Below are 15,046 nucleotides of genomic sequence, written 5' to 3'. Positions count from 1 at the left end.
CCCGGCCGCTCCTGCTCATCCCGATCTGGCGCCGGCACCCGGTGCGGAGGCCGCATAGCGCGACAGCGCAAACAGGGCCGCCGCCGCCGCCCCCGAGAGCACGATCAGCAGGATTGTGCTCGGCATGAGCCCGGCCCGCTCGACCATGACCGCGAAGGCGACCGGCGCGGCCGCGCGGATGGCCAGCCCCGGCGCCGAGAGCTTGCCCAGCATCGCGCCATAGCCGGCGGGGCCGAACAGCCGCAGCGGCACCGTGCCCCGCACGATCGAGCTCAGCCCCATGCTGACGCCATAGGCGATGGCGAAGAGCCCGGCGAGCGTCGCCGTCGTGCCGCTGACCAGCAGCAGCGCGAAGCCGATCGGCATCAGCGCCGCCGAGACCCAGGCCGTCGTCGTGGGCTCGAGGTCCTTCCCGAACAGCATTTCAACCAGCCGTCCGGTCACCTGCGAGGGGCCGACCATGGCGCCGATCCCGACGGCGAGCGCCGCGCTGAGCCCCAGGCCCTGCAGCATCGTCAGCATATGCACAGACATGGCCGAGACGACGAAGCCCTGAAGCGAGAAGGCCAGCGCCAGCAGGATGAAGGCGCGCATGCGGTCTCGTCCGACCAGATAGCTGTGGTGGTCGGCTTCCGGCCGCGGGGCGGCCGTTGCGGTCATCTTGCCTGCACGGGCCGGCAGCAGCAGCGCATGCAGCGGCAGGCACAGGACGAGATAGCCGATCGCATAGAGCTGATAGATGCTGCGCCAGTCGTAATGCGCGAGCAGCGCCGTGGTCAGCGGCCAGAACAGCGTCGAGGCGAAGCCGCCGATCAGGGTGAGCTTGCTGATCGCGCGCCGCGCGCCGGCCCCCTCCGCCTGGGTCAGCGCGGTGAAGGCGGCGTCGTAGAGCACGAGCGTCGCCACCGTCTCCACCGCGATCATGGCCACGTAGAAGCTGACCGGATCGCGCGCCTGCGACAGGCCGTAGAGCGCGGCCGCGGCCAGCACGCTGCCGAGACTCATCATCGCCCGCGTGCCGAAGCGGTCGATCAACTGGCCGGAAAAGGGTGCGGCGAGACCGCCCGCGAGCAGGCCGGCGGCGAAGGCGCCATAGGTCCATTCCGGCGCCCAGCCGAAACTCTTGGTCATCTCGGGGGCGAGCACGGCGAAGGTGTAGTAGAGCGTGCCATAGCCGGCGACCTGGGTGGCGCCGAGCGCCACGATCAGGCCGAGATGGCCGCGGGCAGTGGAGCCCGCAGGCGGAGCAGAAAGCGTCGTCATCAGGCGGTCGCGAGCTCCGGCGTCTTCGTGGTCCCGCTGCAGCCGCAGCCCGTCTCGCCCGCCGCCTTGGCGTCGTGATCCTGCGCGCAGCAGGCGGTGCTGGGAGCAGGCGCCGGCCCGCCGCAGCAGCCCGCCGCCGCCGCCTTGCCACCGCCCGGCGTGGCGCTGCAGACGCCCGTCTCCGGCAGCACGAGCTCGACGCGCCGCGCCGCTTCATGGTCCCCCGCGAGCGCCGCGACGATGGAACGGACCTGCTCATGGCCGGTCGCGAGCAGGAAGGTCGGGGCCCGGCCGTAAGCCTTCATCCCGGCGATGTAGAAGCCGGGCTCGGGATGGGCGAGCTCGGCCGCGCCATGCGGCCGCACCGTGCCGCAGGAATGTTCGTTGGGGTCGATCAGCGGCGCCAGCACCGGTGGGCATTCCAGCGCCGGATCGAGCGCAACCCGCAATTCCCTGAGCGGGCCGAGGTCGGGCCGGAAGCCGGTGGCCACGATCAGCTCGTCGACCGGGACAGTGCGGCCGTCATCGGCGATCAGCCGCAGCCCGGCCGCATCGCTCTCGATCCGGTCGAGGCGGTAGCCGGTCTCGACGGTCAGGCGACCGCTCTCGACGAGCTGCGCGATGCGCAGGCCGAGTTCGCCGCGCGCGGAAAGCTGGTCGGCGGCCCCTCCGCCATAGGCCTTGGCGACATCGGCGCCGCGATAGAGCCAGGTGACCGGCGTCGGGGTGCGGGCATCGGGAAGGGCGGCGAGCGCAGTCAGCGTCCCGATGGCGCTGTGCCCCCCGCCGAGCACGGCGACCCTTCGGCCGGCATAGCGCGTACGATCGGTGCCCAGCACATCCGGCATGCCGTAGCGGATGCGTCCGGTGTTCTGCATCTCGCCGATGGCGGGGAGACCGCCCGAGCCGGCGGGATTGGGAGCGAACCAGGTCCCGGAGGCGTCGATCACGGCGTCCGCGAAGAGTGTCATCTCCTCGCCGCCGGAGCGGCAGCGCAGCGCGAAGGGGGCGTTCTCGCGCCCGGCGGTGCGGACCTTGTCGAAGCCGCGGCGCGAGACGGCCAGGACCTCGGCGCCGAGGCGGATGCGCTCGCGCAGCGCGGGAATCTCCGCCAACGGGGCGAGATAGCGTGCGACGAGATCGCCGCCGGTCGGATAGCTGTCCCCGTCCGGGCGCGTCCAGCCGGACGCCGTCAGCAGCCGCTCGGCCGCCGCATCGACATTGAAGGCCCAGGGCGAGAACATCGGCACATGCGCCCAGTGCCGGACGGCATGGCCGACCGCCGGACCCTTCTCCAGCACGACCGGATCGAGCCCGCGCTCGAGCGCATGCGCGGCGGCAGCGAGACCCACCGGTCCCGCACCGATGATGGCGATGGTCTGGTTCATGGCTGTTCTCCCAATCGAAGGATCGCTCGCGCCGTCAGGCGGCGCTGGCGTCTGACGTCCCGCAGCACTCGTCCCGGCAGCATTCCGCCACGAGGAAGTCGACGAGCCCGCTCATCACCTCGAAATTCGCCCGGCAGACGAGGGTACGGCCCTGCCGCTCCTGCGTCACCAGCCCGGCCACGATCAGCGCCTTCAGATGGAAGGAAAGCGTCGACTGCGCGATGCCGAGCCGGCTCTGGCAATCCCCGACCGACAACCCGCCATGGCCGGCGCGGACGAGGGCGCGATAGAGCGACAGCCGGGTCGGATTGCCCAGTGCCTCCAGCCGCGAGGCTGCGATGATCGTATCCATGCTGCGAGCATGATCGATGCTCCAGGTGTCGTCAATCGATATTTCCGGTTTTATCGAAATAACGGCTGCGGTGCTGGTGCTCTTCAGAACCGATAGATCCGCCGCGCATTGTCGGGAAAGAGCCGGTCGCGTTCGGCCTCGATCGCGATCGCGTCGCGGATCACAGGGCCGCGCTCCGGCCTCGGGCGCCGCGAAATCGCACCAGGCGACGATGCCGAGGGCATGCCTTCGCCCTCCGCGACCGCCGCAACCCAGGGGCTTTCCAGCACCGCCTTGTCGCGCGCCGATTCCGCCTCGACATAACCTGAGCCGGTGACCGGCCAGCCCTTGGTGTCGGCGCGATCGTCGGCGGGCAGATTTCTCCGGCAGATCAGCGCAACCCCATGCCCGATGGAACGGTGCGGTGTGGGGGCACCCGGCGCCTCGCATTGACGAAGGGGAGGGCACTTTTCTCAGTCGACCATCGCCGCAGAAATGGAACCGAGCCGTCGCCCAGCCGTTTGACCTCGGATGAATGGTCTCAGCGGTGATAACGTGGCGGGAGTCGATACATTATCTCCCGCCGAGCGCGGGATGAGCGCGAGAGATCGCCGCGGGAAACCGGGCGGTACCCGGATCTATTATTCAAATCCTCGCCTTGATGACAGGGATGAGGGTTTGAAAATCCAGATTGAGCACGCGGGAGAGCTTGGTTTCACCCATTTTCTTCTCGCCTGGCCTTTTGCCGGAGAGGGCGCTCTGTTTTCGACGCGCACGCTTTCGCAGATCGGCGCGGACGAGACCGTCGCGGCTTTGCGGTCCCTCGCGACCGAATGCGATCAGCACGGCCTCGTGCTCTGGATGGACTTCGTCGTCGACCGGGCGGATGCGGAAAGCGAGCCCGTCGCCGAACTGCCCGGGTGCTGGCGTCAGCCGCGGCGGGCTGGGCTCGATCCGCGAACCGATCTGACGCGGGGCGTGCTTCGCGCCGATTTCGAGCATGAGGAGAACCGTCAGCGGCTGGCCTCGTTCTGGGGACAGCACCTGCGAGCATGGAGCGACGCCGGTGTCCGCGGCGTGCGCTGCCATGCGGTTCGCGCCATCCCTCTCTCCGTCTGGCAGGCGATCCTGGCGCCTGTCCGCGACAGGTGCGGCGATTTCGAAACGCTGGGCTGGATGCCGGAGGCGAATTCCGCCGATCGGATCGCTAGCGCACCGGCCTTCGACTATGTGTCCGCGCCCATCGCAGCGGGCCGCAGCGTTGCGGATCTGGTTGAGGACTACAACGCGCTCGCCCCAGCGACGGCCGTCATCGGCTGCCCTGAGGACCCCTTCGCGCCTCGTTTACCGGCAAGGGCTCCAGTCCACCCCGAACGGATTCGGCGCTCTGCGCTGAGCGAGGCGGCGCTGCTGGCGGATGGCTGGCTGATGCCGATGGGCTTCGAATTCGGCATGGCTGTGCCCTTCCTGCACGCGAAAGCCGAAGACTTCGCCGCTGCCCGCCAGGAGGCCGGCGACCGGCGTGAGGCCGTGGCCGCGGTCAATCGGGCCGTGGCCGGGCTCCCGGCGAGGGCAGGACGACCGTTGCGCGCCCTCGATACCCAGGCCCCCCTGGCCGCAGTTCTGCGGGAGGGCGCCGGTCAGGCTCGCTGCCTCGTCCTGCTGAACACCGACCCCGTCAACGCGCTCGCAATCGATCCCGTGCGGCTGGCGGCGGGATGGGGATCCGCGGCGGCGACCACGCTCGCCAGTTCGTTGTCTCCGGCCTCGGCTCTGGTGGTCCCGCTCGACGAGACCGCCCCGATCCGCGAACCCGCCCCTCCGGCACCAGATGACCGAGCGGCGCTCGCGGCAGGGCGGATCGCCATCGAAGCGGTCGCGCCGACCGTCGAAGGCGGACGCTTCGCCGTCAAGCGGCGGGTCGGAGATGGGGTGAGCGTCACGGCCGACATCTTCGGCGACGGCCACGAGGTTCTGGCGGCTGAGCTGAGATGGCGAGCCGAGGACGAGGCCGAATGGTCGCGCGCGCCGATGGCGCATCGCGTCAACGATATCTGGGAAGGCGAATTCCCCCTCCTGCGCGTCGGCCGCCACCTCTTCGCGATCGAGGCCTGGTGGAGCGAGTTCGGCACCTTCCGCCGCGACCTCGCCAAGAAGCGCGATGCCGGCCTCGACATCGCGCTGGAGATTCGCGAGGGGCGGCTCATCCTCGAAAGCTACGCATCGGGTGCCGTGCCCGCCGATCGCACCCTGATCGAGGCCCAGCTCGCCCGTCTCGGGGCGGGCCAGGCCGAGGATGCGGCGGTTCTGCTCGCCGACATGCTGAATGAGGCGATGATGCGGGCCGATCCGCGTCCCCACGCTACCGGCGGTGAGCGAGTCTATCCCGTCGGGGCCGACCGCGAGGCCGCCGCCTTCTCCAGCTGGTACGAGCTGTTTCCACGCTCGATCACCGACAGTCCATCGCGCCACGGCACCTTCCGGGATGTTGTCGGTCGTCTCCCGGCGATCCGGGACATGGGCTTCGACGTGCTCTATTTCCCGCCGATCCACCCGATCGGCCAGACCAACCGGAAGGGCCGAAACAATACCCTGACCCCTGCCGCCGACGATCCGGGCAGCCCCTACGCGATCGGCTCTGCCGACGGCGGACATGACGCGATCCACCCCGAACTCGGCAGCCGCGAGGATTTCCGGGCGCTGGTGCGGGCGGCGGCAGATCATGGGCTGGAGATCGCGCTCGATTTCGCGATCCAGTGCTCGCCCGACCATCCCTGGCTCGAAGAGCATCCCGGCTGGTTCCAATGGCGGCCGGACGGTTCGATGCGCTACGCCGAGAACCCGCCGAAGAAGTACCAGGACATCGTCAACGTCGATTTCTATGCGAAAGACGCCGTCCCCGGGCTGTGGCTGGCACTGCGCGACGTGGTGCAGGGCTGGGTCGACGAGGGCGTGCGGATCTTCCGCGTCGACAATCCGCACACCAAGCCCTTCCCCTTCTGGGAGTGGCTGATCGCCGACATTCGCTCGCGCGATCCCGGCGTCCTCTTCCTGGCTGAGGCCTTCACGCGCCCCAAGGTGATGTACCGGCTCGGCAAGGTCGGCTTCTCGCAGTCCTACACCTACTTCACCTGGCGCAACAGCAAGGCGGAACTGACGGAATACCTGAGCGAGCTGAACGAGGCCCCGGCGCGCGACATCTTCCGCCCGCATTTCTTCGTCAACACGCCGGACATCAACCCGGTCTTCCTGCAGCGCTCCGGCCGGCCGGGCTTCCTGATCCGTGCCGCGCTGGCGGCGACCCTGTCCGGGCTCTGGGGCGTCTATTCCGGCTTCGAGCTCTGCGAGGCTGCGGCCGTTCCCGGCAAGGAGGAGTATCTCGACAGCGAGAAATACGAGATCAAGCCGCGCGATTGGCAGGCACCGGGCAACATCATCGCCGAGATCACCCGCCTCAACCGCATCCGCCGCAGCCAGCCGGCGCTTCAGAACCATCTCGGGCTGACCTTCTACAACGCCTCCGACGACAACATTCTCTACTTCGGCAAGCGCGCACGCGCCGACGGCGACATCATCCTCGTCGCCGTCAATCTCGACCCCTTCGACGCGCACGAGGCCGGCATCGAGGTCCCGCTCTGGGAGTTTGGGCTGCCAGACGACGGCTCGATCGCAGTCGAGGATCTGATGCGCGGCCATCGCTTCCACTGGCACGGCAAGTCCCAGTCGATCCGTCTCGACCCGCGCGAGCTTCCCTTCTCGATCTGGCGCCTGAGCGCGCCGACAGGTTCTCCATGACAATGGCCGACGGCATCGCCAAACCCGCCACCGATGCGCGCGATCCGCAATGGTATCGGGACGCGATCATCTACCAGATCCACGTCAAGTCGTTCTTCGACGCGAATGGCGACGGCATCGGCGACTTCCCGGGCCTGATCGCCAAGCTCGACTACATCGTCTCGCTCGGCGTCAACGTCATCTGGCTCCTGCCCTTCTATCCCTCGCCGCGGCTGGACGACGGCTACGACATTTCGGAATACAAGGCGGTCCATCCCGATTACGGCACGATCGCGGATGTGAAGCGCTTCATCCGGGCGGCCCACGAGCGGGGCCTTCGGGTGATCACTGAACTCGTCATCAACCACACCTCCGACCAGCATCCCTGGTTCCAGCGCGCGCGCCTTGCCAAGCCCGGCTCGCCGCACCGCAATTATTACGTCTGGTCGGACAACGATCAGCTCTATTCCGGCACGCGCATCATCTTCCTCGACACCGAGCGTTCGAACTGGACCTGGGACGCCACGGCCGGCGCCTATTTCTGGCATCGCTTCTACTCGCACCAGCCCGATCTCAACTTCGACAACCCCGCCGTCATCAAGGCGGTGCTCGGCGTGATGCGCTTCTGGCTCGAGCTGGGCGTGGATGGCCTGAGGCTGGACGCTGTACCCTATCTGATCGAGCGCGACGGCACCTCCAACGAGAACCTGCCCGAGACGCATGCGGTCCTGAAGACGATCCGCGCCGAGCTGGACGCCTCCTTTCCGGACCGGATGCTGCTGGCCGAGGCCAATATGTGGCCCGAGGACACGCAGGCCTATTTCGGCGAGGGCGACGAATGCCACATGGCGTTCCACTTCCCGCTGATGCCGCGCATGTACATGGCGATCGCCCAGGAAGACCGCTTCCCGATCACCGACATCATGCGCCAGACGCCCGACATCCCCGAGGGCTGCCAATGGGCGATCTTCCTGCGCAACCATGACGAGCTGACGCTCGAGATGGTGACCGACAAGGAGCGCGACTATCTCTGGAACTTCTACGCCACCGACAAGCGCGCCCGGATCAATCTCGGCATCCGGCGCCGGCTCGCCCCGCTGCTGGAGCGGGATCGCCGCCGTATCGAGCTGATGAACAGCCTGCTGCTCTCCATGCCCGGCACGCCGGTGATCTATTACGGCGACGAGCTCGGCATGGGCGACAACATCTTCCTGGGAGACCGCGACGGCGTGCGCACGCCGATGCAGTGGTCGCCCGATCGCAATGGCGGCTTCTCCAAGGCCGATCCGGCCAGTCTGGTCCTGCCGCCGGTCATGGATGCGCTCTATGGCTTCGATGCCGTCAATGTCGAGGCGCAGACGCGAGACCCGCATTCGCTCCTCAACTGGACACGCCGCGTGCTGGCCGTTCGCAAGGATCATCAGGCCTTCGGCCGCGGCAGCCTTCGCTTTCTCTACCCGAAGAACCGCAAGGCCTTCGCCTATCTGCGCGAGTATGAGGGGGAGACGATCCTCTGCGTCGCCAATCTCTCGCGCTCGGCCCAGGCCTTCGAACTCGACCTCTCCGAATTCGCCGGCCGCCATCCCGTCGAGATGCTCGGCAACGCGGTCTTCCCGGCTATCGGCCAGCTCAGCTATCTGCTGACGCTGCCGCCCTACGGGTTCTACTGGTTCGTGCTGGCGCAGGACGCGCAGGTGCCGTCCTGGTTGGGGCAGACGCCGGAGCCGATGCCCGACTATACGACGTTCGTCCTGCGCGGCGGCCCCGACGAGATGATCACGCCGCAGTCGCGCCGTGAGTTCGAGACGGCGATTTTGCCGCCCTATCTCGCCAAGCGACGCTGGTTTGCCGCCAAGGACCAGAAACTCGGCGAGACCCGCGTCGCCTCCACCGCCCGCATCGGCAGCGGCCGCGAGGCGGCTATCATGGCGGTCGAGGTCACCCATGCCGGCGGCACGGAGCGCTATCAACTGCCGCTGGGGATCGGCTGGGACGACGAGATCACGGCGGCGCTGCCGCAGCAGATGGCGCTCGCCCGCGTCCGGCGCGGACGCCGCACCGGCTTCCTCACGGATGCCTTCTCGCTTCCAGGCTTCATCCACGAGTTGCTGGCGCTGCTCAAGGCGGGGGGCTCGGTGAAAAGCACGGTCGGCGAGGTCCAGTTCCGACCCACCGCGGCCTTCGACGATGTCCAGGTCCTGCCGGAGGATCCCGTGCGCTGGCTGTCCGCGGAGCAGTCGAACTCCTCGGTGATCGTCGACCACAAGGTGATGCTGAAGCTGTTCCGGCGACTGGCGCCGGGTCAGCACCCCGAGGCCGAGATGTCGCGTCTGCTCACCGAGCGCGGCTTCCGCAATGCGCCTGCCCTGCTGGGCGAGATCGTCCACGTCCCCGCCGAGGGCGAAGAGGAGGTGATGGCCGTCGTCCAGGCCTTCATTCCAGGCGAGGGCGACGCTTGGGAGTGGACGGCCGCCTATCTCGGCCGGGCGCTCGACGAGATGTCGCGCGAGGATGTCGATCTCGAAAGCCAGCTGGCGATCTACGAGAGCTTCTCGCGCATGCTCGGCCAGCGTCTCGGTGAGATGCATGTCGTGCTGGCGCAGCCGAGCGAAGACCCGGCCTTCGCGCCTGAGCCCGCCGATGCCGGGCAGGTCGAGCGCTGGCGGCAACGCATCCGCAACCGGGTCGAGTTGGCGTGCGCCAATCTGGAGAAGGCGGCCAGCGGCCTTCCGCCGGAGGAACAGGCCATGGCGGAGGCGATCGTCTCACGCCGCGCCGACCTCTTCGACGTCGTCGACCGGCTCTGCGGCGCGGGCGAGGGCAGTCTGCTCCACCGCGTCCATGGCGATTTCCACCTCGGCCAGGTCCTCGTCGCCAGTGGTGACGTTATGATCATCGATTTCGAGGGTGAGCCGGCCCAGCCCCTTTCCGAGCGCCGCGCCAAGGACAGCGGCTGGCGCGACGTCGCCGGCATTCTGCGCTCGCTCGACTATGCCGTTGCAGCCGGCGCACGAACCGTCACCTCGGCCGGCCAGGCGACCCGCTACAAGACCCTGGCCGACACCTTCGGCACCGCCATGCCCGCGGCGCTGCTGTCGGCCTATCGCGAGGCGATCGGCGCTGGGGAGACGGGCGAGGGCGGACAGGCCGACGAGGCGTTGCTCGACCTCTTCATGCTCGAAAAAGCCGCCTACGAGATCAATTACGAGGTGAGCAACCGTCCGGATTGGCTGGCCGTGCCCTTGCGCGGGTTGACCGATCTGTTGGGGCGGTTGCTGCCGGAAGGAGCTCCGGATGAGTGAGGCCACGGTCGAACGGGTCCCGCCCCTGGCGATGGAGACCGCCGCCGCTCTGGCCGAGGGCCGCTGGGGCACACCGGCCGCGATTCTCGGCCCGCATCAGGGTACGGCTGGCCGCTATCTGCGGGCCTATGTTCCCGGTGCGGAAGCTGTCTTCGTCCGGCAGGAGGGGCGCGACGATGTCCGGCTGCGTCCGGCCGAGCCCGACGGCCTCTTCGTCGGAGACCTCGCCGCCGGTTCTTATTGCCTCGCCATCCGCTGGCCGGGTGGCGAGCAGGTCGGTGAAGACCCCTACGCCTTCGGGCCCCTGCTCGGCGAGCTCGACCTGCATCTCATCGGGGAGGGGCGCCATCTCGAACTTGCGCGAGCGCTGGGGGCCAATGCCTGCACCGCCGAAGGTGTGGCAGGTGTGCGCTTCGCGGTCTGGGCGCCGAATGCGCGCCGCGTCTCCGTGGTCGGCAGCTTCAACAGCTGGGACGGTCGGCGCCACCCGATGAATCGGCGCGGCGACGGCGGCGTCTGGGAGCTGTTCATCCCGCGCCTCGGCAGCGGCGAACTCTACAAATACGAGATCATCGACCGGGACGGCCACCTCCTGCCGCAGAAGGCCGATCCGCTGGCGCGCGCCGCCGAACTGCCGCCGGGCACGGCTTCGATCGTGCCGCGCCCCGCGTCGCATGTCTGGGGGGACGAGGCCTGGATGACCACGCGGGCCAATCGCCAAGCCCCGGATGCGCCGATGTCGATCTACGAGCTTCATCCCGGCTCCTGGGTGCGCGGACCCAACAGCGACATGCTGGACTGGCGCAACCTCGCCGACCGGCTCGTGCCCTATGTCAAGGCGATGGGGTTCACCCATGTCGAGCTGATGCCGGTCGCTGAACATCCCTTCACCGGCTCCTGGGGGTATCAGCCGCTCGGCCTCTTCGCGCCGACGCGGCGCTTCGGCGAGCCCGAGGATTTCGCGCTCTTCGTCGAGGCCTGCCACCGCGAGGAGATCGGCGTGATCGTGGACTGGGTGCCCGCCCATTTCCCCTCCGACGCCCATGGGCTCGCCCGTTTCGACGGCACGGCGCTCTACGAGCATGAGGATCCGCGAGAGGGCTTCCACAAGGACTGGAACACGCTGATCTACAATTTCGGGCGCCGCGAGGTCTCGAACTTCCTGATCGCCAGCGCCTTGCACTGGCTCGAGCATTTCCATGTCGACGGCCTACGCGTCGATGCCGTCGCCTCGATGCTCTATCGCGACTACAGTCGCCAGCCCGGCGAATGGGTCCCCAACCATCTCGGCGGGCGCGAAAATCTCGAGGCGGTCGCCTTCCTGCGCGAACTCAACACCCTCGTCGCGCAGCGCCAGCCGGGGGCGGTGATGATCGCCGAGGAATCGACCGCCTGGCCCGGAGTGACGCGCCCCACCTCCGAGGGCGGCCTCGGCTTCGCCTACAAATGGAACATGGGCTGGATGCACGATACGCTGCACTATCTGCAGCGCGACCCGCTCTACCGGCGCCACCACCATGACGAGATGACCTTCGGGCTGGTCTATGCCTTCTCCGAGCAGTTCGTGCTGCCGCTGTCCCATGACGAGGTCGTCCACGGGAAAGGCTCGCTGCTGGAGAAGATGCCCGGCGACCTCTGGCAGAAATTCGCGGGTCTGCGCGCCTATTTCGCCTTCATGTGGACCCATCCCGGCAAGAAGCTGCTGTTCATGGGCGGCGAGATCGCCCAGCGCCGCGAGTGGAACCATGACGGCGAGATCGACTGGGACCTGCTGGAGGACCCGCTCCATCGCGGCATGCAGGCACTCGTGGGAGATCTCAACCGGCTCTATGCCGCTTGGCCGGCCCTGCATGCGAGCGACGCCGTGCCGGAGGGTTTCCGCTGGCTGATCCAGGACGATCGCGAGAACAGCGTCTACGCCTATCTGCGCGAGGTTCCCGGCGAAAAGCCGGTCGTCACCGTCGTCAATCTGACGCCCGTCACCCGCTGGAACTACCGCATCGGGGTGCCCGCGGCAGGGCGCTGGCGCGAGGTGCTGAACAGCGATGCCGGCGTCTATGGCGGGTCTGATGTCGGCAATGGTGGCGGGGTCCAAGCTCGCGCCGAGGCCCATGGCGGCGAACCGGCGTTCATTGAGGTCGTCCTGCCACCTCTGGGCGCGCTGGTCTTCGTGCTCGACGACGGCGCCTGACGCCGTCGCGGGGGGCTCAGGGCCTCGCGTCGTGGGCCGTCACCCAACGCTGCAGGGCCGGCCGATGGCGCAGGAAACGGACATAGAGCCATTCCAGCGCCGAGCCGACGAGGCGGTTGCGCGCGGCGATGCCCAGCGGGCGCAGCAGCGGGATGGCGCGCCACATCGCCGCGAAGGCGGCCGCACCCGAGAGCAGAACGCCATTCTCCTGCGCATGGAACCGCGCGAGCAGCGCGCCCCGGTCGATCGGGCAATCGGTTTCGTCGGAGGCGACGTCGAGGAAGGTGATGCGGCCGGCGCGGTCGAGCCGCTTCATCGCCGCGATCTCGCGGCGGCAGAGCGGACACCCGCCATCGAACCAGACGATCAGAGCTGTCATGCCCACCGATATCGGCTTGCCGCGCCGCAGCCGCAAGCGCGCGACGCATGCCTGGGCGCCGATGCCGCAGCCGGATGAAGAAGATGGGCCGTTTGCCAACGAAAATCCCCGCGCTGGGCGGCGCGGGGACAGAAGGCGTAAATTGGCCGGAACCGCCGGATCGTCTCAGTTCAGGTCGAAGCGGCCGGCGTTCATCACCTTGGTCCAGGCGGCGACGAAGTCCGTCACGAATTTCTCCTGGCCGTCGTCCTGGGCATAGACCTCGGCATAGGCGCGCAGGATCGAATTCGAACCGAAGACGAGGTCGACCCGCGTCGCGGTCCACGTCACCGCGCCGGTCTTGCGGTTGACGAGGTGGTAGAGGTTCTTGCCGACCGGCTCCCAGCGATAGGCCATGTCGGTCAGCGCGACGAAGAAGTCCGTCGTCAGCGCACCAGTGCGGTCGCTGAAGACGCCGTGCTTCGTCCCGTCATGGTTGACGCCGAGCGCACGCAGACCGCCGACGAGGACCGTCATCTCCTGGGCCGTCAGGCCGAGCAGCTGCGCCCGGTCGAGCAGCATCTCCTCGGGGCTGACGGTGTAGTCCTTCTTCAGCCAGTTGCGGAAGCCGTCGGCGAGAGGCTCCAGCGCCTTGAAGGAGGCCGCGTCGGTTTGCTCGGCGGTGGCATCGCCGCGGCCGGCCGCGAAGGGCACCGCGACGTCGAAGCCGGCCGCCTTGGCCGCCTGCTCGACCGCATGGCTGCCCGCCAGCACGATCACGTCGGCCACGCTCGCACCGGTCTCGGAGGCAATGCCTTCGAGCACGCTCAGCACACGCGCCAGCCGCGCCGGCTCGTTGCCCTCCCAGTCGCGCTGCGGGGCGAGGCGGATGCGGGCGCCGTCCGTGCCGCCGCGCATGTCGGAGCCGCGATAGGTGCGGGCGCTGTCCCAGGCGGTCGCGATCATATCGGTTGCGGAGAGGCCGCAGGCCGCGATCTTCGCCTTCACCGCCGCGACGTCGTAGTCGCGCCGGCCGGCGGGAACGGGATCCTGCCAGATCAGGTCCTCGGCCGGAACGTCCGGGCCGAAATAGCGGATCTTCGGCCCCATGTCGCGATGGGTCAGCTTGAACCAGGCCCGCGCGAAGGTCTCCGAGAAATAGGCATGGTCGCGGTGGAAGCGCTCGCAGATGGCGCGATAGGCCGGGTCCATCTTCATCGCCATGTCGGCATCGGTCATGATCGGCATGACGCGGATCGACGGATCCTCGACATCAACAGGCATGTCCTCCTCGCGGATGTTGATCGGCATCCACTGCCAGGCGCCGGCGGGCGACTTCTTGAGTTCCCACTCATAGCCGAAGAGCAGGTCGAAATAGCCGTTGTCCCATTTCGTCGGATGGGTGGTCCAGGCGCCCTCGATGCCCGAGGTCACCGTGTTGCGGCCCACCGATCGGCTCTCGTGGTTCATCCAGCCCAGGCCCTGCTCGGCGATGTCGGCGCCCTCCGGCACGGGGCCGAGCTTGGCGGCGTCGCCATTGCCGTGGGTCTTGCCGACCGTGTGTCCGCCGGCGGTCAGTGCTGCGGTCTCCTCATCGTCCATCGCCATGCGGGCGAAGGTCTCGCGCACATGCGCCGCCGTCCGCAGCGGATCGGGCACGCCGTTCACGCCCTCGGGGTTCACATAGATCAGCCCCATCTGGACCGCGGCGAGCGGGTTCTCCATGGTGGAGGCGTCCATGATGTCTTCGTAGCGGCCGTCGGAGGGCGCCAGCCACTCCTTCTCGGCGCCCCAGTAGACGTCCTTCTCCGGATGCCAGATGTCCTCGCGGCCGAAGCCGAAGCCGAAGGTCTTCAGACCCATCGACTCATAGGCGATGTTGCCGGCGAGGATCAGCAGGTCGGCCCAGCTGACCTGGTTGCCGTACTTCTTCTTGATCGGCCAGAGCAGACGGCGGGCCTTGTCGAGATTGGCGTTGTCCGGCCAGGAGTTCAGCGGCGCGAAGCGCTGGTTGCCGGTGCCGCCGCCGCCGCGCCCGTCCGCCAGGCGGTAGGAGCCGGCCGCGTGCCAGGCCATGCGGATGAACAGGCCGCCGTAATGGCCCCAATCCGCCGGCCACCACTCCTGGCTGTCGGTCATCAGCGCATGCAGGTCGCGCTTCAGCGCGGCGACGTCGAGCGTCTTGAGCGCCTCGCGATAGCTGAAGCCCTTGAGCGGGTTGGTCTTGCTGTCGTGCTGGTGGAGGATGTCGAGGTTGAGCGCGTTCGGCCACCAGTTCGTGACCATGCCCTCGGTCCTGGTGTTGGCGCCATGCATCACCGGGCATTTGCCCTTCGGTGCCGTGTTCAGTCCGTCCATTGCCTTCTCCCCGCCGATTCCGTGCTCCGCGAGCCGTCGCGGACAATGCAGCTGGGTAGGACGTAGCATGCGAACGTGATA

The 15,046-nt window shown here is 68.2% G+C and carries 10 protein-coding genes; 3 read left to right on the top strand and 7 right to left on the bottom strand.

Annotated features, from left to right (window positions below):
* Window positions 1–15: 15 nt before the first annotated feature.
* From SJY11_RS23215 to SJY11_RS23195, 5 genes are all read right to left on the bottom strand, one after another.
* Complete coding sequence (locus SJY11_RS23215; RefSeq protein ID WP_376989077.1) at window positions 16–1,263, bottom strand: MFS transporter; 1,248 nt, start codon at window positions 1,261–1,263, stop codon at window positions 16–18.
* Window positions 1,263–2,651 carry an FAD-dependent oxidoreductase gene (locus tag SJY11_RS23210; protein WP_376989076.1) on the bottom strand — a complete coding sequence of 463 codons (1,389 nt, stop codon included), beginning with the start codon at window positions 2,649–2,651 and terminating at the stop codon, window positions 1,263–1,265. The genes SJY11_RS23215 and SJY11_RS23210 overlap by 1 nt, the downstream gene beginning before the upstream one ends.
* Before the next feature lie 34 nt (window positions 2,652–2,685).
* A complete protein-coding gene (locus SJY11_RS23205; RefSeq protein ID WP_326909169.1) occupies window positions 2,686–3,003 on the bottom strand; it encodes an ArsR/SmtB family transcription factor in 318 nt (105 codons plus the stop codon).
* Between the two features lie 83 nt (window positions 3,004–3,086).
* Window positions 3,087–3,227, bottom strand: a complete 141-nt coding sequence (locus SJY11_RS23200) for a hypothetical protein (RefSeq protein ID WP_376989075.1) — start codon at window positions 3,225–3,227, stop codon at window positions 3,087–3,089.
* Between the two features lie 400 nt (window positions 3,228–3,627).
* Window positions 3,628–3,984: a hypothetical protein gene (locus tag SJY11_RS23195; RefSeq protein ID WP_376989074.1), complete on the bottom strand. Its 357-nt coding sequence runs from the start codon at window positions 3,982–3,984 to the stop codon at window positions 3,628–3,630.
* Between SJY11_RS23195 and SJY11_RS23190 the strand changes: the two genes are divergently transcribed.
* Genes SJY11_RS23190 through glgB form a run of 3 tightly spaced genes read left to right on the top strand, consistent with a single transcriptional unit; the run spans window position 3,961 to window position 12,249 of the window.
* Window positions 3,961–6,777: a maltotransferase domain-containing protein gene (locus SJY11_RS23190; RefSeq protein WP_376989073.1), complete on the top strand. Its 2,817-nt coding sequence runs from the start codon at window positions 3,961–3,963 to the stop codon at window positions 6,775–6,777. The genes SJY11_RS23195 and SJY11_RS23190 overlap by 24 nt on opposite strands.
* Window positions 6,774–10,058, top strand: coding sequence for a maltose alpha-D-glucosyltransferase (treS, locus tag SJY11_RS23185; protein ID WP_376989072.1), 3,285 nt, complete (start codon window positions 6,774–6,776; stop codon window positions 10,056–10,058). Before SJY11_RS23190 ends, treS begins: the two co-directional genes overlap by 4 nt.
* A complete protein-coding gene (gene glgB / locus SJY11_RS23180) occupies window positions 10,051–12,249 on the top strand; it encodes a 1,4-alpha-glucan branching protein GlgB (RefSeq protein WP_376989071.1) in 2,199 nt (732 codons plus the stop codon). Before treS ends, glgB begins: the two co-directional genes overlap by 8 nt.
* 16 nt (window positions 12,250–12,265) lie before the next feature.
* Here glgB and SJY11_RS23175 read toward each other — a convergent pair whose 3' ends face one another.
* Entirely contained in the window at window positions 12,266–12,628 is a 363-nt protein-coding gene (locus tag SJY11_RS23175) for a thiol-disulfide oxidoreductase DCC family protein (RefSeq protein ID WP_376989070.1), read from the bottom strand.
* Between the two features lie 165 nt (window positions 12,629–12,793).
* A complete protein-coding gene (gene katG / locus SJY11_RS23170) occupies window positions 12,794–14,965 on the bottom strand; it encodes a catalase/peroxidase HPI (RefSeq protein ID WP_376989069.1) in 2,172 nt (723 codons plus the stop codon).
* Between the last annotated feature and the right edge of the window lie 81 nt (window positions 14,966–15,046).

The sequence above is a fragment of the Allobosea sp. R86505 genome, assembly GCF_042466375.1.
Lineage (GTDB): Bacteria > Pseudomonadota > Alphaproteobacteria > Rhizobiales > Beijerinckiaceae > Allobosea.
Note: the sequence above shows the minus strand (reverse complement) of the source record. Positions and strands in the feature narration are given on the sequence as shown.

Excerpts from the sequence above, each read along its gene's own strand:
- SJY11_RS23195 (WP_376989074.1), bottom strand. The coding sequence starts at position 3,984 with ATGCTCGAAATCGGCGCGAAGCACGCCCCGCGTCAGATCGGTTCGCGG.
- SJY11_RS23205 (WP_326909169.1), bottom strand. The coding sequence starts at position 3,003 with ATGGATACGATCATCGCAGCCTCGCGGCTGGAGGCACTGGGCAATCCG.
- SJY11_RS23210 (WP_376989076.1), bottom strand. The coding sequence starts at position 2,651 with ATGAACCAGACCATCGCCATCATCGGTGCGGGACCGGTGGGTCTCGCT.
- katG (WP_376989069.1), bottom strand. The coding sequence starts at position 14,965 with ATGGACGGACTGAACACGGCACCGAAGGGCAAATGCCCGGTGATGCAT.
- SJY11_RS23175 (WP_376989070.1), bottom strand. The coding sequence starts at position 12,628 with ATGACAGCTCTGATCGTCTGGTTCGATGGCGGGTGTCCGCTCTGCCGC.
- treS (WP_376989072.1), top strand. The coding sequence starts at position 6,774 with ATGACAATGGCCGACGGCATCGCCAAACCCGCCACCGATGCGCGCGAT.
- SJY11_RS23215 (WP_376989077.1), bottom strand. The coding sequence starts at position 1,263 with ATGACGACGCTTTCTGCTCCGCCTGCGGGCTCCACTGCCCGCGGCCAT.
- glgB (WP_376989071.1), top strand. The coding sequence starts at position 10,051 with ATGAGTGAGGCCACGGTCGAACGGGTCCCGCCCCTGGCGATGGAGACC.
- SJY11_RS23200 (WP_376989075.1), bottom strand. The coding sequence starts at position 3,227 with ATGCCCTCGGCATCGTCGCCTGGTGCGATTTCGCGGCGCCCGAGGCCG.